The 20,066-nt window shown below is 52.1% G+C and carries 18 protein-coding genes and 4 tRNA genes; 2 read left to right on the top strand and 20 right to left on the bottom strand.

Annotated elements, in window-relative coordinates; all coding sequences use genetic code 11:
• Positions 1-50: 50 nt before the first annotated feature.
• Positions 51-2,192: a bifunctional cytidylate kinase/GTPase Der gene (der, locus tag R8377_RS03920; RefSeq protein WP_317642200.1), complete on the bottom strand. Its 2,142-nt coding sequence runs from the start codon at positions 2,190-2,192 to the stop codon at positions 51-53.
• On the bottom strand, positions 2,189-2,962 hold the full coding sequence (locus R8377_RS03925; RefSeq protein ID WP_317642201.1) for a pseudouridine synthase: 774 nt from the start codon (positions 2,960-2,962) through the stop codon (positions 2,189-2,191). The genes der and R8377_RS03925 overlap by 4 nt, the downstream gene beginning before the upstream one ends.
• Positions 2,963-3,120: 158 nt before the next feature.
• Here R8377_RS03925 and R8377_RS03930 point away from each other — a divergent pair, with 158 nt between their 5' ends.
• The gene (locus R8377_RS03930) at positions 3,121-4,209 is read left to right on the top strand and encodes an MIP/aquaporin family protein (RefSeq protein ID WP_317642202.1); all 1,089 of its coding nucleotides are present in this window, start codon (positions 3,121-3,123) and stop codon (positions 4,207-4,209) included.
• On the opposite strand, the gene R8377_RS03935 is transcribed toward R8377_RS03930, so the two are convergent.
• From R8377_RS03935 to R8377_RS04020, 18 genes are all read right to left on the bottom strand, one after another.
• On the bottom strand, positions 4,126-4,497 hold the full coding sequence (locus tag R8377_RS03935; RefSeq protein WP_317642203.1) for a DUF3017 domain-containing protein: 372 nt from the start codon (positions 4,495-4,497) through the stop codon (positions 4,126-4,128). The two genes, R8377_RS03930 and R8377_RS03935, sit on opposite strands and share 84 nt — an antisense overlap.
• A 37-nt stretch (positions 4,498-4,534) precedes the next feature.
• The gene (locus tag R8377_RS03940; protein WP_317642204.1) at positions 4,535-5,941 is read right to left on the bottom strand and encodes a cell division protein PerM; all 1,407 of its coding nucleotides are present in this window, start codon (positions 5,939-5,941) and stop codon (positions 4,535-4,537) included.
• A gap of 23 nt (positions 5,942-5,964) precedes the next feature.
• The gene (locus R8377_RS03945; protein WP_317642205.1) at positions 5,965-6,549 is read right to left on the bottom strand and encodes an adenine phosphoribosyltransferase; all 585 of its coding nucleotides are present in this window, start codon (positions 6,547-6,549) and stop codon (positions 5,965-5,967) included.
• 101 nt (positions 6,550-6,650) lie between these two features.
• Positions 6,651-7,061, bottom strand: coding sequence for a preprotein translocase subunit YajC (locus R8377_RS03950; RefSeq protein ID WP_317642206.1), 411 nt, complete (start codon positions 7,059-7,061; stop codon positions 6,651-6,653).
• A 72-nt stretch (positions 7,062-7,133) separates the two neighbouring features.
• Positions 7,134-8,168, bottom strand: coding sequence for a Holliday junction branch migration DNA helicase RuvB (gene ruvB, locus R8377_RS03955; protein ID WP_317643693.1), 1,035 nt, complete (start codon positions 8,166-8,168; stop codon positions 7,134-7,136).
• A 61-nt stretch (positions 8,169-8,229) separates the two neighbouring features.
• Positions 8,230-8,841 carry a Holliday junction branch migration protein RuvA gene (ruvA, locus tag R8377_RS03960; protein WP_317642207.1) on the bottom strand — a complete coding sequence of 204 codons (612 nt, stop codon included), beginning with the start codon at positions 8,839-8,841 and terminating at the stop codon, positions 8,230-8,232.
• Between the two features lie 84 nt (positions 8,842-8,925).
• On the bottom strand, positions 8,926-9,507 hold the full coding sequence (ruvC, locus tag R8377_RS03965) for a crossover junction endodeoxyribonuclease RuvC (protein ID WP_317642208.1): 582 nt from the start codon (positions 9,505-9,507) through the stop codon (positions 8,926-8,928).
• A gap of 5 nt (positions 9,508-9,512) precedes the next feature.
• A complete protein-coding gene (locus R8377_RS03970; RefSeq protein WP_317642209.1) occupies positions 9,513-10,268 on the bottom strand; it encodes a YebC/PmpR family DNA-binding transcriptional regulator in 756 nt (251 codons plus the stop codon).
• Positions 10,269-10,404: 136 nt separating this feature from the next.
• Positions 10,405-11,616 (bottom strand): glycosyltransferase family 4 protein, encoded by a 1,212-nt coding sequence (locus R8377_RS03975; protein WP_425604980.1) that lies wholly within the window; start codon positions 11,614-11,616, stop codon positions 10,405-10,407.
• On the bottom strand, positions 11,609-12,613 hold the full coding sequence (locus R8377_RS03980) for a phosphatidylinositol mannoside acyltransferase (RefSeq protein ID WP_317642210.1): 1,005 nt from the start codon (positions 12,611-12,613) through the stop codon (positions 11,609-11,611). Before R8377_RS03980 ends, R8377_RS03975 begins: the two co-directional genes overlap by 8 nt.
• A 5-nt stretch (positions 12,614-12,618) precedes the next feature.
• The gene (gene pgsA, locus R8377_RS03985; protein ID WP_317642211.1) at positions 12,619-13,290 is read right to left on the bottom strand and encodes a phosphatidylinositol phosphate synthase; all 672 of its coding nucleotides are present in this window, start codon (positions 13,288-13,290) and stop codon (positions 12,619-12,621) included.
• Positions 13,291-13,371: 81 nt separating this feature from the next.
• Positions 13,372-15,414: a threonine--tRNA ligase gene (thrS, locus tag R8377_RS03990; protein WP_317642212.1), complete on the bottom strand. Its 2,043-nt coding sequence runs from the start codon at positions 15,412-15,414 to the stop codon at positions 13,372-13,374.
• Positions 15,415-15,515: 101 nt separating this feature from the next.
• Positions 15,516-16,370: a PAC2 family protein gene (locus tag R8377_RS03995; protein WP_317642213.1), complete on the bottom strand. Its 855-nt coding sequence runs from the start codon at positions 16,368-16,370 to the stop codon at positions 15,516-15,518.
• A 128-nt stretch (positions 16,371-16,498) separates the two neighbouring features.
• Positions 16,499-16,574, bottom strand: a tRNA-Val gene (locus R8377_RS04000).
• Positions 16,575-16,635: 61 nt separating this feature from the next.
• Positions 16,636-16,707 (bottom strand) — tRNA-Val (locus R8377_RS04005).
• Positions 16,708-16,745: 38 nt separating this feature from the next.
• Positions 16,746-16,816, bottom strand: a tRNA-Cys gene (locus R8377_RS04010).
• A 28-nt stretch (positions 16,817-16,844) separates the two neighbouring features.
• Positions 16,845-16,917, bottom strand: a tRNA-Gly gene (locus R8377_RS04015).
• 178 nt (positions 16,918-17,095) lie between these two features.
• Positions 17,096-18,370, bottom strand: coding sequence for an MFS transporter (locus R8377_RS04020; protein WP_317642214.1), 1,275 nt, complete (start codon positions 18,368-18,370; stop codon positions 17,096-17,098).
• 191 nt (positions 18,371-18,561) lie between these two features.
• Between R8377_RS04020 and R8377_RS04025 the strand changes: the two genes are divergently transcribed.
• Positions 18,562-20,064 (top strand): MDR family MFS transporter, encoded by a 1,503-nt coding sequence (locus tag R8377_RS04025; RefSeq protein ID WP_317642215.1) that lies wholly within the window; start codon positions 18,562-18,564, stop codon positions 20,062-20,064.
• Positions 20,065-20,066 lie beyond the last annotated feature (2 nt).

Raw genomic sequence — 20,066 nt, forward strand, 5'->3', positions numbered from 1 at the left:
TGACCTCTAGCAGAGGTATTTTGCTAGAGGTCAAACTATTTTATCTTGAGTTACTTGGACTTGCCCTTGTTTTTCTCTCGGATGTGGACTGAGAGTTGGATTGGGGTGCCTTGGAAGCCGAACTCTTCGCGCAGGCGTCGCTCTAGGAAGCGGCGGTAGGAGGCTTCCAGGAAGCCTGTCGCGAAGATGACGAAGCGCGGCGGGCGGGTTGATGCCTGCGTGGCGAACAGAATACGAGGCTGCTTGCCACCGCGCAGAGGATGTGGGTGGGCGGCCTGAACTGTGCCGAGGAAGGCGTTGAGCTTGCCCGTGGGGATGCGCTGATCCCAAGATTCTAGGGCCGTATGCATGGCTTGAGACAGACGGTTGGTATGCCAGCCGGTCTTGGCAGAGAGATTGACTCGCTCGGCCCAAGTGACCCGGTCGAACTCAGTCTGCCAGAGGCGCTCTAAGCGTTGGCGGCCAAAGTCGTCAAGCAAATCCCACTTATTGAAGACCAACACTACGGCTCTACCTGCATCGACTGCCTGGCTCATGACCTTCAAATCTTGGTCGGCGATAGGCTGCGAAACATCGAAGAGCACCAAGGCCAGCTCGGAGCGCTCGATAGCCGCCTGAGTGCGCAGGCTGGAATAGTATTCAGCACCAGAAATTTTGTGCAAGCGGCGCTTAATACCAGCCGTATCAATAAAGAGCCAGTCCTCATCGCCGATCTCGATAATCTCGTCGATAGGGTCTCGGGTAGTGCCGGCCAAGTCGTTGACCACAGCCCTCTCCTGGCCAGCCAGCTGGTTCAGGAGCGAAGACTTACCAACGTTGGGGCGGCCAACGAGAGCCACGCGCGGAAGACCTGAAGGAGTCAAGAAACCAGAGGTTTTCTCGGCCTTCTTCAGCTGGTCGACGGCAGCATCGAGCAGGTCGCCAACACCGCGGCCGTGCATAGCCGAAATCGGGTAAGGCTCACCCATACCCAGCTTCCAGAACTCTGCTGCTGTGTAGTCAGCATTCCTAGAATCGAGCTTGTTGACGGCCAGCACTACAGGCTTTCCTGCCTGACGGAGCATGGTTACCAAGCGAGTGTCCATGTCGGTGAGGCCAACTTGGCCGTCGACGACGAACATGACTGCATCGGCAAGCGTAACAGCTAACTGGGCCTGGTCAGCAATCGCCGAGCCAATGCCTTGAGCGTCAGCCTCCCAACCGCCAGTATCCACAATCTTGAAATCGGTACCAGACCACTCAGCATCGTAGGAGACACGATCGCGAGTCACACCCGGCGTATCTTCCACAACTGCGGCCCTGCGGCCTAGAATGCGGTTCACCAGCGTAGATTTGCCAACATTAGGCCGACCGACTACTGCCAAAACGCCCACTGACTTAGGGCTCAGGGGCTCATTGCTGTGCTGGCCCTCAGCTTCAATCAGTGCGCGATCGTCTTCGTCGAGCTCATAGTCGTCTAAGTACTGCGAATAGTTTTCGTCGTCTACATCAACGAGAGCTTGCTCTACGATGCCAACCAAAGTTTGCAAGGTCTGGTCAAAAGTCATATCAGAATTATCGACTTCGATGACGCCCTCGGCAGGCTCGGTGAAAGAAGTAACCTTCGAATCCACTCGGTCTCGTGCTGCAACATCGTCTTTGCCAGCTGCCGAAGTCTTGCTAGCATCTTGCCCCGAGCGGCGGGCAGCGCGGACCTCTTCACGAGCAGTAAGCAGAATGCGAACTTCTGCGTCGGGAGCTACAACAGTAGTTATATCTCGACCTTCGGCCACTACTCCCCTGCCATCAGACTGAGAATCGGGGTCAGCCTCGGCGGCAATGTAAGCCCGCTGAGCAGCAATAAGTACGTGGCGCACGCCCTGAATGCTAGACACAACAGACACGTGGGAAGAAACCTCAGCAGAGCGTATCTCCTCAACGACGTCTCGGCCGTCTAACTGAATCCAGAAGTCATCGGGATTCACGCTAATCTCGAAATGGCCCTCAGTAAAGAGTGCTCCCACTGCTTCAACAACGCTTTGCTCGTCTAAGTCGGTAGCATCTAAGTCAATGCCCTGCTCCATGCACCACAAAGCACTCGTGCGATACATGGCGCCCGTATCGAGATAGGCTAAGTCGAAGTGACGCGCTAAAGCCTTGGAAGTTGAGGACTTGCCTACTCCAGCTGGCCCGTCAATAGCTACGGTAATCACAGGCCTACCTCCTTATCGAGGGCGGTAATCTCGGCCTTAGACAGAATGCGGTAGGATCCGGGCTTCACATCACCCAAGTGAATCGGGCCGATTTGAGTACGGACCAAGCGCACTACCGGGAAACCAATAGCTTCAAAGACGCGGCGGACGATACGGTTCTTGCCCGAATGGATTACGACTTTTACCATGGTGTGATCGCGCGAGCGGTCGATAATGGCGCAGTGGTCCAAGCGAATAGGACCGTCGTTGAGCATCACGCCCTGGGTAACCAAGCGCCGGCAGACGTTGCCACCAAGCTTGCCCTGCACGGTGGCCATATAGGTTTTTTCAACCTCATACTTGGGGTGCATCACATGCTGGGCCAGCTCGCCGTCGTCGGTCATCAAAATGAGGCCTTCGGAATCGTAGTCCAAACGCCCCATGTGGAAGACACGCTCATAGCGGTCTCCGATGATGTCTCGCAGGGTGTAGCGCCCCTTGGGATCGTCCATAGCAGAGAGCACCTTGCGTGGCTTATTGAGCGCCATCGTAACGTGCTTACCGCTGATGTGTATACGCGAGCCGTCGACGCGAATCTGCTGCTTGTCGGGGTTGACCCGGCTGCCCAATTCGGTAACGAGTACACCGTCGACTTCTACTCGCCCATCGGTAATTATTTCTTCGCATTTGCGCCGGGACCCAAAGCCCGCTTGCGCTAATACTTTTTGAAGACGAATGCCTTCTTCGTCTGATTCATACGCTCGTAATGCGTGTGTATATTGGTGTGGCATCGTTCTCCCAACGTGGCCTGTTAAAATGACTTACTGTATAGCAAAGTCATAACATAGCTTACCCTAAGCCGGTGATTTTCAGCTAGGCTGAATCAACATCATGCCGACTGCTTTTGCAGCTCAAGCTGGCAGGCTTAGGCAGACGCCACAAAGGACGGATGATGGAACCAGACACGAGCATACAGTCGCTAGCACTGCTCAAACCAACTACAGTGAGCGCCATACGAGTCGCGGCAGAATGTGTAGGCACCTTCCTACTGTGCTTCGCCATCTACGCAGCCTCGTCTTGGGGCCGCCTATCTACTGGCGCTTCTTCTATCGCGGTTGCTCTTACTTGGGTGTTCGCTGTCATCGCAGTTGGTACGCTCTTCGGTAAGGTGTCCGGCGCACATTTCAATCCCGCCGTGACATTTGCTGCTATGTTCACTGCCCAAATCGGCTGGCTGGAAGGCCTGTGCTATATCGTAGGTCAGCTCATTGGCGCTATTGGTGCTGGTGCAGCTGTAGTCTACTTGCTGCCGCTTACCGGTGAGAATGCTGGCAAAGTTTGGCTGCCTGGAGCAGTGAACGGTTTCGACCAGGGTTCGCCTTTACACGACACCTTGCAGCAATACAACCTGAGCTTTAACATAACGATGGCGATTGCGGCCGAGCTAGTAGCTTGCCTCATCGTGGTCGGCACTTCGGTTGCAACCCTACGCTCTGATGGCCGCGAGCAAGACGGTCACGTATGGAAAATGGCCATGGCATACGCTGCCGGCGCTATGATTACCTATCCTCTTACCGGAGCAGGAATGAACCCGGCTCGTTCCACGGGTATCGCTCTCTTCGCCCGCGGCAAGGGACTCAGCGCTGATCCTATCCAGCAACTGCTCATTTTCTGGATTTGCCCATTCTTGGCAGCAGCCGTCGTCGGACTGGTCACCATCTTGTATCACATGCTGCTCGATAATGCGCAAACCCGGCTTGATACCGCTCCTGAGACCCCTATCGACATGCCTGACGTCTTGCTCAACAATGCTGAAGCTGAAGAAGATAACTTCACCGATGAATCTAATCCCGAACTGATACTTGATGTGGAAGAAGTTGAGGTTGACGAATCAGCCAATGGAGAAAAGCCTGATAGCGAACAACCATCCGAGAACAACGCAGAGGTTGAGCCCTCACAAGATAAACAAGATACTCAGGTAAGTCACCACAAGGCCGATTCCCAAGCCAAGGCAGACAACGAAGTCGAATCCGACTGAACGAACCTTCCACGGGCTCCTCTCTTTTAATACGAGGCGGAGCCCGGCTAGGCAGAAGGAAACAAGCGCAAACAGACCTATACCAACGCCGGTAAATCCCATTGCTGCAAGCACAGCCGCTAAAGCAACCACAATCGCAACAATCCATTCAGCAATGGGTCTACCTTCGTTACGCTCTGACACAGCCGACGTGTGCCCTCGAACCTGAGATTGGTCATCGGGCTCGTTGGGCTCATGAGTCTGATGAGAGGTGTGAGGGCCATGAGCATGGCGTGCTACAGGTGTCATATCTTCTCTTTCCGCTCAACTCGTAGTCTAAATTCTACTACTGACCCGAACTTTGGCCCGGAGCATCCGAATGAGATGTTTTATTGACTGTTTGAACCGTATGAGACGGCTGGGAAGAAGTATCGGTTCCGCTGATTCGTGTCTGAGATTTATCGCTACTTTCGTATGAATTTAGTGAAGCCGGAACCGCAGATACAAGTGTCACACTCCTGTGCAGACTATCTATTGTGGAATTCCATAGCAACACTAGAGCGGACACCAGCAGTAGCATCAACCAAGGAGCCAACAGGCCTACTGAGATATCGCGTGCGAATACTGCTGCCGATTCCGTCACATGGACTCCCACTCCTTTGAGGCGGTGTTCTCCTAGGTCGCCATTTGAGCAGAAAAAGGCTAAACCTAGCGCAAGGAGGACAATCAATCCTGTTATAACAAGGCTGATGCACGAATACAAAAAAGTGGTAACCAAACGAGTATCAATTTGTCGTAGACCCTGTTTACGCAAGCTAGCGAGCATATCAAAGCCACGTTTGGTAAGCAACGTAAGCAGAGCAACTATGCCGGTTACAATGGTCGGTAGCACCAGTAAAATAATGCGCTGAACTGAACTAGTCACTGCCTCCGGAAATAATCCAAAAATGGGGATTGGCGGTAGCGCTTCACCCTGACCAGTCCATAATGTAAAACTAGCTAATTCGCCGATATAAAACCCGCCGCCCGTCAACCAAGAGAGTGCCCAGATAATTAAATTTGGCAACCATACAATCGCAGCAAGAGAAGTCAGTATTCTTGAGCTGGTACCCATTTCAGATAGAACAAACAGTTTACCCACGGCGTCATGGTAGAGCGCTATCCAAACCACTACCGTCAATGCACCCATAAGCACAAAAATAGCAATGAGCCATACGGCAACGTGTACGCCTTGAGTAATGGCTAGACGAAGTCCCGAGGGCAAGCTTCCGTATGGACTACTCGCCAACCACTTGGAAAACTTTCCTGAGCGCACCCCGGCAATAGCATAAGCTAAGCAATACACTAGAGCCGATCGGCACGCTATAATGAACGTGGTATCAACGAGTATAAAGCCTTGAATCTGTTGGAAGAGGAAGCTGACTATCAGCCATAGCAAACCACCCGATGCAAAACCTTCCCAGCTCATACCAAATCTGCGTACACAAGTAACCAATAGAGAGACAAGAACGAGCGTAAGCCCTAACGGGATGATGGTGAGCTTTAAAGCGCCAGCTGAAAACCCATTGCCTTGGCTGAGCAGAACGACAGCTTGTGTTACAGACAAGGACTGATCAGAAAGCGAAGCACCTCCCTCTTCCATCGAAATAACCAGAAGAATCAGCGCTATACAGGAACCAACTGCCACCACGAATATTGCTAGTGCGGTAGCGGCGGCGTAGATGCCTCGCAGGGCACGTTTCGATCTTGCCATCGTCGGAGCATTCGCGCTGCCCACTAGGCAGGCATCGAAACAAGGGTAGAAAGCGGATAGTTGCTGAGTACCTCACATCCGTCGAGGCCTTCCAGCTCCATAACGAAGCTGAAACCAGCAACCTCTCCCCCAGCTTGCTCAATGAGTTTGGCAGCTGCCTGGGCTGAACCACCGGTAGCAATCAAATCGTCAACTACGAGAACACGTTCGCCGGGCTTTACCGAGTCGGTTTCCATCTCGATTGTTGCTGTACCATATTCGAGAGAATATTCTTGCGAAAGGGTCGGGGGCGGCAATTTTCCACTCTTGCGCAGGGCAATGAAACCCTTGCCCAAGCTGCTAGCAATCTGCGGGCCGATCAGGAAGCCACGAGCTTCTAACCCCGCCACGGCATCAAACTCGTCAGGAGAAACTGGTAGGGCCCTCAGCAGAGCGTCGCTAATAATAGACAAACCACGAGGGTCTGCCAAAACTGGCAAGAAGTCCCTAAACAGAATGCCTTCTTTAGGGAAGCCGGAAACACTCTTAAACAGGGAAACTACATATTGCGCATCTTCTTCGCCGACGGCGCTGAGCTGCTGAATAGAAATGTCGCCCGACTGAGCCATTATCTTCTTTCCTCGATATCGTATAGTGACCATTGCACCAATTCATACATCTGTATATGTGGAGCCGTTCAAACACTAAGCCGACGGCTCCATTGCAACAACTACTCTTGCGTAGAAGAGGCTTGATCCTCTGCCAGTTCTTGCACCTCAGCTTGCGAATCATCGGTGCTGGGTTCGGCAGCTTCTGCAGGAAGAGGATTGCCATTTTCGTCGACTTCATCATCGTGGACATAAGCAGGCACGACAGGAGGCTTGGTAACAGCCTGGATGCGCCAGCGAGACTGGGTACCTTCGGAGTCAATAACGACCTGCTCCTTCTCCAGATCGACAGACACGATAGTGCCCAGCAGTCCGGATGCCGTCGATACTTCAGTACCAGGCTCAAGGGAGCGGCGGAAGCTTTCGATGTCTCCCTGACGCTGCTTGTTCTTGCGAGTGGACCACCAAGACATGCCAAACATCAAGAGGATGAGGATGATGAGGAAAAGCATGGACGATACGTTTGACTGCATGTATTGGCTCCTTACCGTGTCCGATTCAGGGCAGGCCTCAGTGACCTCACCCAATGCGCCGGAAGTACTATTCTAAAACAGCTTAGTGACATCTTCAGGGGCTTCGAGTCCTAAATGAGACCAAGCTTTTTGCGTGGCAACTCGCCCCTTTGGTGTTCTGACAAGGAAGCCCTCCCTTACCAAGTAAGGCTCGCAAACAGTCTCCACTGTTTCAGATTCTTCTCCAACCATGGCCGACAAGTTGTTTAATCCGACCGGGCCACCTCCAAAGCTTCGGACTATCGCTTCAATTACAGCCAAATCCAGACGATCGAGACCTTCGGAATCAATCTGATAGAGCGACAAGGCTGCTTCAACATCTTCAGGACCGACCTGTCTCAAATCATGGACGACCGCCCAGTCTCGAACCCTGCGTAGCAAACGATTCGCAATGCGAGGCGTGCCCCTAGAGCGCTTAGACAGTTGAGCGCAGGCCAGTGCAGTAATGTCTATACCGAGCACGGCCGCAGAGCGTTCAATCAACTTCTCAAGCTCTTCGCAAGGGTAAAAGTCTAAATGTGCGGTAAACCCAAAGCGTGCTCGTAAGGGTGAGGGCAGCATACCTTCGCGCGTAGTAGCACCTATAACTGTAAACCTAGGTAAGCTAAGGGGAATCGATGAGGCACCCGGTCCTTTTCCGACCATAACGTCGACACGAAAATCTTCCATAGCAATATAAAGCAGCTCTTCTGCGGCACGAGGAAGACGGTGAATCTCGTCGATAAAGAGTACCTCTCCCACTTCTAGAGAGCTCAAAATAGAGGCTAAATCGCCAGCATGTTGAATCGCTGGGCCTGAAGTAATCCGTATAGGCACCCCGAGCTCATGAGCCACAATCATAGCGAGAGTCGTTTTACCCAATCCAGGAGGGCCGGCTAAGAGGATGTGGTCTGGCGGCACTTCTCGCTTTTGAGCAGCTTGCAAGAACAGCTCCAACTGTGCTTTCAGCCTAGGCTGACCGATAAAGCCTTGCAAGCTATGCGGTCGCAGCTCTTCATCGCTGACTGGTTCAGCATCGAGTGGAGCTGCAGATACCATGCGCAGTGATTCATCTTGCTCTTGCCCCATGCGAGTTCCTTCACTTAAACCAGCGGACTGATCACTGACCTGACGAGTAATACGGCCCATATTAGCGACCCCTGTCTAACCGGGTAAGAGAGGCCTTTAACACTAGCGGCACATCCGAACTGCTCAGCGGCAACTGGTAAGAGTCTTCCTTGCAGACTTCTTGAACAACCCGCTCTGCGTCTTTTTGTTGCCATCCCAGGGAAATGAGGCCTTGAACAACCTGATTGCTGCCATTGTCGAGGGCGCTGGCGCTTTCAGCCTTATCGCCCTGCTCCAAATCGACCTTGCCCGACAATTCAAGAATAATCTTCTGGGCTCCCTTTTTACCCAAGCCCGGAGCTTTGGCCAAGGCAGCTGCATCGCCCAGCTCTACTGCCTGAGCCAAAGCTTTGGGCGTGAGCGTAGATAAGAGCGACAGTGCCACACGTGGCCCAACACCGCTCACCTTCTGTAATTGAATAAACAAGCCTTTAGAAGTTTGAGAGAGAAAACCGTAAAGTGTCACAGCGTCTTGAGAAACGTTGAGCGAAGTGAAGACTGTAACCTGCTTGCCAGTTGTTAAAGCAGCCAAGTCCGAATTGGGCATGCGTACTTCGTAGCCGACGCCAGATACATCGATGACCGCCAGACCGCTCTCGATCATAGCGACCGCCCCTGTGAGCATAGCCAGCATAGTACCAATCCCCTCTGGCTGGTTTGTACTCATTGTCGGCAATGAGAGACGCCCAACCAAACTCGAACGCTTGTTCGAATAAGACTACATGTCCCTTTGGACTGAACCGCGTCGCCGATTACTGTGTTGAGCCTGAGCCCACTGCCGCTGGGCCTGCGTTAGGTGTTGCTCCCGCTCTCCGCCTTGCAAGGCACCAGAAGGTCGCAGGGCGTGGCACATTGCCTGCGCAAGGGCATCAGCTGCATCAGCAGGCTTAGGCAAACGGTCCAGACGCAATATGCGGGCCACCATACGTTCGACCTGAATTTTCTCGGCCTGCCCATTGCCCGTTACGGCGAGTTTAACCTCAGTAGGCGTATGCAAAGCCACGGGAATCCCACGCTGGGCAGCGGCAAGCATAGCCAAACCGGCAGCCTGAGCCGTGCCCAATACCGTGTTCCTATTGGCTTGAGCGAATACGCGCTCGATGGAGACAACATCTGGGCTGAATTGGTCGATTTTTTCGGCTAAACCGTTGTAAATCGTCAGCAAGCGCAAATCTTGCGACTGCTCAGGGTCAGACCTGACCACGTCGACGTGGACAAAGGATAACTGCCGAGAAGCCCGAGCTTCTATGACGCCGACACCGCAGCGAGTAAGCCCCGGGTCGACGCCACAGATAATCACTACTACTATTCCTCGTCTAACTGGGCCATGACTTCGTCAGTTGCAGTCCAGTTGCTGTAGATGTCTTGCACATCGTCAAGATCGTCTAAGTTGTCAACCAGCTTAGAAACCTTGCGCGCTGCGTCAAGATCCAAGCTCACCTCGGTCTTGGGGTTAAGCACCAAATCAGCGGAATCGTAGTCTATGCCGGCATCTTGTAGAGCCTTACGGACTGCAACCAAGTCGCTGGGTTCGGTAAAGACCGTGTAGGTCTCACCATTATCTTGCACATCTTCTGCGCCAGCCTCGGCAGCTTTTTCAAAGACTGTGTCGAAGTCTGCGCCCTGAGCAGGAACTTCAATCTGGCCCTTGCGCTCAAAGTTGAAGGAAACCGAACCGTTTTGTGCCAAAGAGCCGCCGTTCTTGGTGAGCGTAGAGCGCACCTCAGCAGCTGCACGATTGCGGTTGTCAGTTAAGCACTCAATGATGAGGCCGACACCTGCGGGAGCATAGCCCTCGTAGACGATCGACTCATAGTTGGCTGCACCAGCCTCTTCACCCGAACCACGCTTGACGGCCCTGCTGATGTTGTCTGCTGGAACTGAAGACTTCTTCGCCTTCACGATTGCGTCGTAGAGCGTAGGGTTACCGTCGGGGTCGCCGCCGCCAGTGCGGGCTGCAATTTCAATGTTCTTGATTAACTTCGCGAAGAGCTTGCCGCGCTTAGCGTCGATGGCAGCCTTCTTATGCTTCGTGGTCGCCCACTTGGAATGCCCTGACATAATGCTCCTGACGATACATGTAAATGAACTTGAATAATACTATGCGTTCTCTTTGACAATATACATCTTGCAAGCATAGCCAAAGGCGATCTTGAGCCAAAATCAAGAGGCAAAGTAACTCGACAACCGCTATTCGCTAGATATGGAGAGCCCGCGCATAAACAGATAAAATCTGCTCGCTAACACGATCCCAGTCATAACTCTGTGCTCGGGCTAGAGCTGCCTCTTGTAAGTGTTTTCGTATGCTCAGATCAGTCAAGACACGAGTAATTTGCTCGGCGCAGGCATGACCATTACCATTGCTGAAGTGAAGAGCGCTCACCCCCTCTTGCGATACGGCCCGGAAAGCTGGCAAATCAGAGGCAACGACAGGACAACCGGCAGCCATAGCTTCCGCCAAGACTATGCCAAAAGACTCGCCGCCAGTCTGCGGCGCTACATATACGTCTAAGCTTCTATACAACTCTGCCTTTTCTTGGTCACTGATACGCCCAAGAAACTCCATACGATCCTCGAGACCGGAACTTATAGAATGCGCAATTTTCTTGGCATCGTCTTGGCCATCCCCAGCGCATAAGAAGCGTGCTTGAGGATACTGAACAAGTAAAGACTGTGCAGCCTGAGCAAAAACGCGAAAACCCTTGCGCTCCTCCCCCATTCTGCCTAAAAATCCAATTGTTGGTTTCCGAGAAGTACCCTGCCAACTATCGCGAGGCTGAGCTTGAGCAAAGAACTTCGCTTTGATGCCATTTGGAATAACTTGAACCGCAATGTTGGAGTCTAAATACCTTCCAGCGGTTTCATAAGCAGCATCACTCACGCAAATAGCTTGCCGAATATTAGCTAAGTACGCTCGTAAATAGGGTTGTGCAAGCTTCAAAGCAAAAGGATACGAATCGAACGAAGCGTGAAAAGTTGCCACATATGGGCAAGGAGCAAAGCCCCGAATGAGTGGCTTGTGGCTCAGACTAGGTACTTCTGGTTCGTGTAAGTGCAGAATATCGAATCGCCCCTGCCGCACCCATTGTCGTGTTTCACGGCCTGCAAACCCAAAATAGCTCAAATTGGCTACGGAACCGTTGTATGGTATCGAAAATGAAGAACCTGTCGTATGCACCCACAGCGGCATGTCAGCAGTGCGTCTGCCCGGGGCTAATACCTCAACCTGGTGTCCGCTGTCAATCAGCTGCTGAGCAAAGTCTCGAATATGCAGCTGCACCCCGCCCGGTGTCTCAAACGAGTACGGGGAGATGATACCAACTCTAAGTTTGCGCCCCTTCAAGGGATCGCGAGCCGGTTCAACAGGCTCGGTTATTCCGGGAGTTTGTAAGGGCATATCATTATTCATGCTGATTCCTAGCGGTCGTGGATGCAGCCCGCTCTTCCATAAGTTGCCGAAGATTGTCAGGCACCTGATGAAGACGGTTAAGGTCCAAATCCTCGATAAAAATCGGCTGCATCATATGCCAGTCCTGCGGAAATTTGCGGATGCCCTCAGCCCATTGGTCAACCCAGGCTTGCGTGAGTTCCTGCACAGCTTGCTGGCGTGGCATAGCTAAATACCGCTCAATATCAATAGGCCCATCAATTGAGCAGACGTAACCAGAATCGCAATGCGCTTGAGAACGCTTGTCAGTCGCCAAAGATTCGCGGTGCATATTAACTGTGTACAGAGGCAGTTTTGCGTCTAGCGCGATAACCGCTGGCCCGGCAGCCACACGGATATAAGAATCAAAAGCCCGAACGAAAACACCATTGCGGCTCAAATCACGGTCTGCCAAAAGAGGCACGACTTGGCCTTCTTGCAGAACTTGTTGAGTCAAAGTCTGGGTTAATCCAGGCTGCCCTGTGAGCAGAATATGCATGCCCAATCCCCGGCGAATCTGAGCAAAATCTTCTAATAGCTGCGGATCAGCCAAGCGTTCAGCCACCGTAGTAACTGGGCCTAATGCTTGACCAGCCCAAAAGCCGGCGTAATCCCAATTACCTTGGTGCCCCATAGCGATGGGCAGAGACGCATCTTTGATATTGCTGAGCGAAGGCTCGGGGAAGCCGGTACCTTCAGTGCGAATACGAGCTAAAAGTTCCTCTTGACTTCGCCCTCCAACAGTTAGAGCTTCGCAAAAATACGCAAAATAAGAGCGTAGACCTTCTCGACTGACTTGTCGTAAACGCTTGTGAGAAACAGGCCCCATCACATGACGCAGGTTGCGCTCCAGTTGGGAGACGCTACCTAGATGAAGCAGCCACACGAAATCGGCCGCTCGGGTAAAGGCCCATCGGGCTGCTCGCTCTGGAATCCGATCGGCGTGGTGGACAATCGCCGTAAGTAGGGCTGAAATCATGACTGCTACTTGTGATTGGGGTCTGCGGGCTTGGGCGAACGATTCATAGCCGTTTTGACAGTGCGAATGCGCTGCCAAACAGTAATAATGCCAAGAATATCGAGCAAGAGCAGGAAGCATGACAGCCATGCAATTGAAAGTCCTGCACCGGTGAGTGCCATACCTACCAAGATAATCACTAAACGGTCGGAGCGCGTTGCAATGCCATTTTTCGCTTCATAACCTTCTGCTTCAGCACGCGCACGAGCGTAGGAAGTAACGAAGGAGGTCATAACAGCGAAGAGGGCTGCGTATATACCAACTTGAGCCCAGACATCGATATCATTATGCCCAGCTGCCTGCCATGCCATCTCATGCCGATGCATGAAAATAATGACCGCAGCTAAAACTGCCCAATCAGCAATGCGATCCAAGGTGGAATCTAGAAAGGCGCCGAACTGAGTGCCGCCTCCGGTCATAGAAGCGACCGAGCCATCAAGCGAATCAAAAGCAACCAAAATCGCTAACACTATAGCGCCCGGGAGGAGCCAACCGGTGAAACCTGCAATAAATGCAACCAGCACTGTGCCAACTGCGCCAATAATTGTAACGCCGTTAGCAGTGATCCCTAGATGCACTATTCCGCGCGCGATTGGTGCAATTGCACGCTTCCAGGGACCTCGTAAATGCTCAAACATCCTTCACCTTCACTGTTGGCTGCCGCGATTTTGCTCAAAGTCTGCTGCCGAGACCATACAGCCTCGGCAGCAGCAGCTATATCAGTTCTGCACTGCGTCAGTATGCGCTACAAAATCCTCTACTGAGTTAATGAGCGCACGCTGCTTAATGGCCTGGTCAATCCATGCTACAGCGTCTGGGACAGCCACGCCGTTGAGCTGGCTACCATCTCGGAAACGGAAGGAGACAGCGTTGTTGGAGACATCCTCCTCGCCTGCAATCAAGATGAAGGGTGCCTTGGACTTGGCAGCATTGCGAATCTTCTTACCAAAGCGATCGTCGGAACGATCAACCTCGCAACGCACTAGGTTGTTTTTGAGCTGGGCAATAATATCTTCCAAGTGGTCTGCAAACTCATCAGCCACTGGCACTGCCTGCACCTGCACGGGAGCCAACCAAGCAGGGAAAGCACCTGCATAATGCTCCAGAAGGATGGCAAAGAAGCGCTCAATGGAACCGAAGAGCGCACGGTGAATCATCACCGGACGCTGGTGGGAACCATCGGCAGCAATATATTCAAGGCCAAAGCGCTCAGGCAGGTTGAAGTCGAGCTGGATGGTCGAAACCTGCCAAGTACGGCCAATAGCATCGCGGGCCTGGACCGAAATCTTGGGGCCGTAGAAAGCAGCGCCGCAAGGATCGTCTACCAGTTCAAGACCGGATTCCTTGCCAACTTCTGCCAGAGTAGAAGTTGCCTCCTCCCATACCTCATCGGAACCGACGAACTTGTTGGGATCCTTGGTAGAGAGCTCAAGGTAGAAGTCATTTAGGCCGAAGTCTTTGAGGACCTTCAAGACGAACTTCAAGAGGCTAGTGAGCTCGTCTTTCATCTGCTCACGGGTGCAGTAGATGTGCGAATCATCTTGAGTCAAGCCACGAACGCGCGTCAGTCCGTGGACTTCGCCCGACTTTTCGTAGCGGTAGACTGTGCCAAACTCAAAGAGTCTCAGAGGCAGTTCCTTGTAAGAACGCTGGCGAGACTTGAAAATCAAGTTGTGCATGGGGCAGTTCATCGGCTTCAAATAATAGTCGAAGCCCTGCTTGACTACTTGGCCTTGAGAATCAGTCTCCTCATCCAAATGCATGGCCGGATACATACCGTCTTTGTACCATTGCAAGTGGCCGGAAATCTCGTAGAGGTTCCCTTTGGTGATGTGCGGGGTTTGCACGAATGAGTAGCCTGTCTTGCGATGCATTTCACGAGAATAGTCTTCCATCGCATTGATAATTGCAGCACCCTTGGGGTGGAAGACTGCCAAGCCTGGGCCAATCTCGTCTGGGAAGGAGAATAGATCCAATTCCGAACCCAGCTTACGGTGGTCGCGCTTGGCTGCTTCCTCAAGGCGAGTCATGTATGCCTTGAGGTCGTCCTTGGAAGCCCAGGCTGTGCCGTACACCCGTTGGAGCATGGGGTTCTTCTCGCTACCACGCCAGTAGGCCGCAGCGGAACGCATAATTTTGAAAGCCTTAATGTAGCGGGTGTTGGGCAGGTGGGGGCCGCGGCATAAGTCTTTCCAAACTACATTGCCGTCACGATCCATGTTGTCGTACATGCTGAGCTCGCCGGCGGAAACTTCGGTAGCTTCCTCACCCTCAATTTGAGCTTCCTTGAGGCCGATAAGCTCGAGTTTGTAAGGCTGGTCAGCCTCCTCTGCTCTCGCTTCTTCTTCACTCACTACACGACGTCGGAAAGACTGGGAAGACTTGATAATAGCCTTCATCCGCTTTTCGATCTCTTTCAAATCGTCGGGGGTGAAGGGCTGCTCTACATCGAAGTCATAATAAAAGCCGTCTTTAATGACTGGACCAATGCCAAGCTTGGCATCTGGCCTAATCTCTTGCACAGCTTGAGCCATCACATGGGTGGCAGAATGGCGCATAATCGCCAATCCCTCTTCGGACTCAAGATCGATAGGCTCTAGCGTGTCGCCTTCGTGGAGAGGAGTGTAGAGGTCGCGTGGCTGGCCATTGAGCAGAATCGCGATAATGTTTTTGTTTTCTGCAAAAAGTTCGACACCGGTTGAGTCAGCTGCCACCTCCTTCATTTCGCCGCTGAGGTTAATGGAAATAGATGACTGACCCATGAAATGCCGTCCTCGCTATCGGGGCCCGCGTTACAAGGTGCAGGCCTTTGGACTTCAAATTACGAAGGCAACATTATGCTACAACAACGACAAAAGCAGCTTTACGACGATGCCGTATCGTGGCCTCCCATAGACTTTAGGAAAGCTTCAGCTTCACGAACTAATTCTTCCGCCGCCGGGACATCCCCATTTTGCTGAAGTCTCTCAGTAGCTTTAGTGTCGCTTTCGACTTCGAGACGATGCACATATTCAGCCAGTTCATCGTTGCACCGCAGCAAAACAGAGGCTTGGGCCTTCCAATGCTCGGCCTTAACTGGTAAATCACCTTCGTTGAGTGCAATCCCCAATTTCTTAGACAAGCAGCGTAGCAATTGCAAACTTCCCAGGGCGCATTCATCGCTACCTAAATACTGCGGCACGGATACCCAAATGGCCTCAGTTTGGAAGCCGGCTTGACTCGCCAGAGCGTCTAAAACCGTAGGAATACCAACTGGTCCCGAGTGATCTTCTGGATTGCTTTCGGCTTCATCATTGGATAACACGTCGATAGGCAAATCCCTAGTATGAGGGCAGTCTGCAAACATAGAACCAAGTGTAATAATGCCCTGCACATCGTAATCTTCGGCCAAATGGATGCTCTGCCTGCAGAATTCGCTCCACTGGTAGTTGGGCTCCGGGCCTGTTTCTACCAGTAAGGTAATCTCCGTGTTAATAGTTACTTCATAAAATTTAGTTTCTGGCCATAGAATATTGCGCCGACCTTGAACATGGCAAAGCATGGGGCGAGCTACCTGATAATCATAAAATCCTTCAGAAGCAATGGTGCCCACCTCTTGAGAAGGGTAATAGTTCAATAAGTGGCGAATTACATTCGTCGATGCCGAGCAGGCATCATTCCACCCTTCAAAGGCCGCTATCAAAAAGGGATAGCGATGTGGTGCAGCTTCTTCTCTCATACCTCCACCCTAGTCTGGTTCGGTGCAAATGGGGACCAGTAAGCCATCAGCGAGACAAGTTGTTAGTAAACACTAATAGCAAATTATGTACAAGCACTGTTTCCATGAAACAGTCATACCTGTGAGACTGGTGGGTGATGCAGGAATCGAACCTGCGACCCCTTCCGTGTGAAGGAAGTGCGCTAGCCGCTGCGCCAATCACCCAAATAAAAGAGTCCAACCAACAATGGTCAGACTTCATAACTAGCGCAAACCGCTAGTTCCGTGGGCGATACAAGATTCGAACTTGTGACCCCTTCCGTGTCAGGGAAGTGCGCTACCACTGCGCCAACCGCCCGGGTCTTGCTTACGTGAGTTTGGTACTCTCACGCAAAGAGGTGGGTACGAGAGTCGAACTCGTCTATACGGCTTTGCAGGCCGCTGCCTAACCGCTTGGCTAACCCACCGTATGAGGTTGGACTACTCGAAGCCTCGAGCGGGCAACGGGACTCGAACCCGCGGTCTCGACCTTGGCAAGGTCGCGCTTTACCAACTAAGCTATGCCCGCGTCTCAGAAGCAATCCATCAAGTGAACCACCTGAGCACGAGGCACAACTATATAGGCTGCTGGCCCGAAATGCAAAACCGCGTGTCGTGTCGTCTTTATATTTTCCAGAATCCAAGTAAAGAGAAGGCTTTAAGACCGGTATTGCCGGCTTATGAATTTAGCGGGCTTAATCGAACATTCAGGCTAATACTTTAATGCGAGCTGGCATAGTGCAAGATGCAATGAAGCCGGCACCGGTGATAAGACCGGCCGAAATTAGCGCTGACCAGCGGGCACCAAGGAGTTCAACTGTACAACCGACTAGCGCACCTCCTATCAAGTAACCACCCGTAGCGATAGCTCCAATAAGTGAAATAATCCTAGCTCTGACATGTTGTGGAGCCAGCTCTTGTTCCAAAAATTCATCAATCACATTTGCCACACCGTAAGCAGCATTACCAGCGAATAATAGTGCTCCGGCAGCAGTAATTTCCTGAGAACCAGCAAAGACACCGAATATGAGACCCGCTAGCGTGATAGACCACGCGTATGAGTGTACTGCTGCGGTTCGCGTGCGCGCCAATGGTCCGGCTATGACCGCCCCTACCAAAGCGCCCAAAGAAGCAACCGACGTCACATACGCATAGCTAGCATCAGAGCCAGCTAGCACCGTTTTTACAAACACCACAAGCACAGGCTCTTGCATACCTAAACCAGCCCAGAGCAAAGTCGAGGTCACCGTCAAACTCCGCAGAAGTGGCGTATGCTCCAGTAGGCGAATTGACTCCAACAAAGCTGACTGCTCTAGCAATGCAGACAATGGACTAACAGTTGAGCTGAGTTTGCGCACACTAACTGGTATTTTGGCTTGCCGAGCTCTGACGACATCAAAGCCGGCTGCCAACAGACTCATAGCGACGGCTACAACGAAAGCTAATTCCCTCAATAAACCTGTCATGAGCGCTGTCACTGCTCCAGAAAGAATACCTGCGAGAGTGGTGGACATCATCATAAGAGCATTCAGAGAAGATCGTTGGGAGCCTTGGGTAAGTTGAGCAGCCAAAGCATAGCGAGCCGGTTTTATGACCGCCCGAACAGAGGTTATCAAAAAAGCCAACACCAGCATGCACAACAAACTTGGGTGGGTCAAGAACAAAGCACAGAGTACAGCTTGCGACACGCCGCATGATGCCAACAAATACCGGCGGTTGTAACGGTCTGCCAAGCCCGCACACAGGGGAGCAATTACAAGATTAGGCAGGTAAGTCACCACGAAGAGCACACTGACCGCGATAGGTGACGATCCTGTGGACCGGTACACATGAATAGTGAGAAGCAGGTTGACCTCTCCCCCAGCAAGAGTGTTGAGGAAAGTACCGACTACGAGACTCGCAAGTCCCCAGTCTCCCATAAGAGCAAGGTATTGGGAGATGCTGCTATGAACCAGGCTGGCACATTTTCTCAAACACTTCATACCCACAGCTTGTCATAATTTCACACAGTGGACTATTGTTCGACCGTATGCTGGACAGCACAGCAAGACTCTCAAGCAATCCTCAGGGATTCTCTCAAACTCAGCAAAATCCGGGGTTCGTTGGATAATTGTGGGTAATTTGTGCACGGTGAACTGTGCTTGAGGAACGATGAAAGGGTTGCGGCGAATAGGTGAGCCAGAACAATAGTAAGACTACGAAAGTTGGTCCGGTTACTGCAGCGGTGTTCATGTCGACATTCATGACGGCAGTTGAAGGAACAATTGTCTCTACGGCGATGCCCACGATTGTCTCGGACTTGCATGGGCTAAGTTTGATGAACTGGGTTTTTTCCATATACATGCTCATGTGCGCGGTGACGACGCCGATTTATGGCAAGCTTTCGGACCGTTTTGGCCGCAAGCCGCTTATCAATATAGGGCTACTTGTTTTCGTTATTGGCTCTCTGCTATGTGGGCTTTCTCACACTATGATTCAGCTTATCTTGGCACGAGTCGTTCAAGGTTTGGGCGCTGGCGCTATCCAACCGCTGACCTTCACCATTTTGGCTGACATCTACCCCATTGAGAAACGCGCCAAAATGATTGGATTCAATTCCTCTGCCTGGGGCGTGGCTTCAATCGTGGCTCCACTGTTAGGCGGATTCCTTGTCCAGCAGCTTTCTTGGCACTGGGTTTTCGCCGTTAATGTGCCAATTGGTCTGATTTCTATCGTACTTATCCAGGTCTTTTTGAAGGAAGATATCAAATCCCACGAAAGCCCTATCGATTACTGCGGTATTGCTTTACTTACCCTGTGCCTAGTCGGCCTCATGCTCGGATTGCAGAATCTCGACGGCTCGGCTAGCCTGTGGGCCAGTCTTGTTCCTCTTGCCCTGGCAATTGCTGCTGCCCTTGCACTGGTTGCTGTTGAGCGCAAGCAAGCGGATCCTATATTGCCTCTGAAACTGTTTGGCAACCGTACATTCATGATTCAAAATGTCGTGATCCTCCTCATTTCCGGCTTCCTGATGGGTTTTGAAACTTACCTGCCTATTCGTATGCAGTCAGTTTTGGGCTTTAATCCCACTATGGGCGGTTTTGCTCTCACGCCCAGTTCGATTCTGTGGCTGGTTGGCTCATTTATGGCAGGTCGGCTGCTCACTAAGCATCCGCCACACTGGATTACCAGCCTTTCTCTAGGCTTCCTCATCGCCGGCTGCCTGGCTTCAATCTTCGTACCACTGCATACTTCGTATCTGGTCTTCTTGCTGATTTCCGCTGTGCTCGGTTACGGTTTTGGCCTCTCCATCACTATCGGCACTATGACTTCGCAGTCAGTTGTTTCATCTGATGAAGTCGGCACAGCCACCTCATTCAACACGCTGGCCCGTAGTTTAGGGCAGACCTTAATGATCTCCCTTTTCGGCATCGTTATGAACGTAGTCATGGCCCAAGGGGTAAAGCGCACTCCCGGCCTAACCTCTGAGATGATGGACCGCATGATTAATCCCGAAACCGCAGGCCAATTGCCCGAACAGTTCTTAGAGCCAGCTCGTGCAATTGTCTATGACAGCCTACGCTGGATTTTCATCGTCGGACTCATCATCTTGCTAGCTGCCTTCATTATCAATCTCTTCGACCACAAGTCCAACCGTTTGCTCACCCAAACGAAGGCAGAAAAGGTTGAGATCTAAGA

It is taken from the genome of Bombiscardovia apis (genome assembly GCF_033095945.1).
In the GTDB taxonomy this organism is placed as follows: Bacteria; Actinomycetota; Actinomycetes; order Actinomycetales; family Bifidobacteriaceae; genus Bombiscardovia; species Bombiscardovia apis.

Coding starts and splice junctions, on each gene's coding strand:
- R8377_RS03925 (WP_317642201.1), bottom strand. CDS start 2,962: ATGCCACACCAATATACACACGCATTACGAGCGTATGAATCAGACGAA.
- R8377_RS03930 (WP_317642202.1), top strand. CDS start 3,121: ATGATGGAACCAGACACGAGCATACAGTCGCTAGCACTGCTCAAACCA.
- R8377_RS03935 (WP_317642203.1), bottom strand. CDS start 4,497: ATGACACCTGTAGCACGCCATGCTCATGGCCCTCACACCTCTCATCAG.
- R8377_RS03940 (WP_317642204.1), bottom strand. CDS start 5,941: ATGGCAAGATCGAAACGTGCCCTGCGAGGCATCTACGCCGCCGCTACC.
- R8377_RS03945 (WP_317642205.1), bottom strand. CDS start 6,549: ATGGCTCAGTCGGGCGACATTTCTATTCAGCAGCTCAGCGCCGTCGGC.
- R8377_RS03950 (WP_317642206.1), bottom strand. CDS start 7,061: ATGCAGTCAAACGTATCGTCCATGCTTTTCCTCATCATCCTCATCCTC.
- ruvB (WP_317643693.1), bottom strand. CDS start 8,168: ATGGGGCAAGAGCAAGATGAATCACTGCGCATGGTATCTGCAGCTCCA.
- ruvA (WP_317642207.1), bottom strand. CDS start 8,841: ATGCTGGCTATGCTCACAGGGGCGGTCGCTATGATCGAGAGCGGTCTG.
- R8377_RS03970 (WP_317642209.1), bottom strand. CDS start 10,268: ATGTCAGGGCATTCCAAGTGGGCGACCACGAAGCATAAGAAGGCTGCC.
- R8377_RS03975 (WP_425604980.1), bottom strand. CDS start 11,616: ATGAATAATGATATGCCCTTACAAACTCCCGGAATAACCGAGCCTGTT.
- R8377_RS03980 (WP_317642210.1), bottom strand. CDS start 12,613: ATGATTTCAGCCCTACTTACGGCGATTGTCCACCACGCCGATCGGATT.
- pgsA (WP_317642211.1), bottom strand. CDS start 13,290: ATGTTTGAGCATTTACGAGGTCCCTGGAAGCGTGCAATTGCACCAATC.
- thrS (WP_317642212.1), bottom strand. CDS start 15,414: ATGGGTCAGTCATCTATTTCCATTAACCTCAGCGGCGAAATGAAGGAG.
- R8377_RS03995 (WP_317642213.1), bottom strand. CDS start 16,370: ATGAGAGAAGAAGCTGCACCACATCGCTATCCCTTTTTGATAGCGGCC.
- R8377_RS04020 (WP_317642214.1), bottom strand. CDS start 18,370: ATGAAGTGTTTGAGAAAATGTGCCAGCCTGGTTCATAGCAGCATCTCC.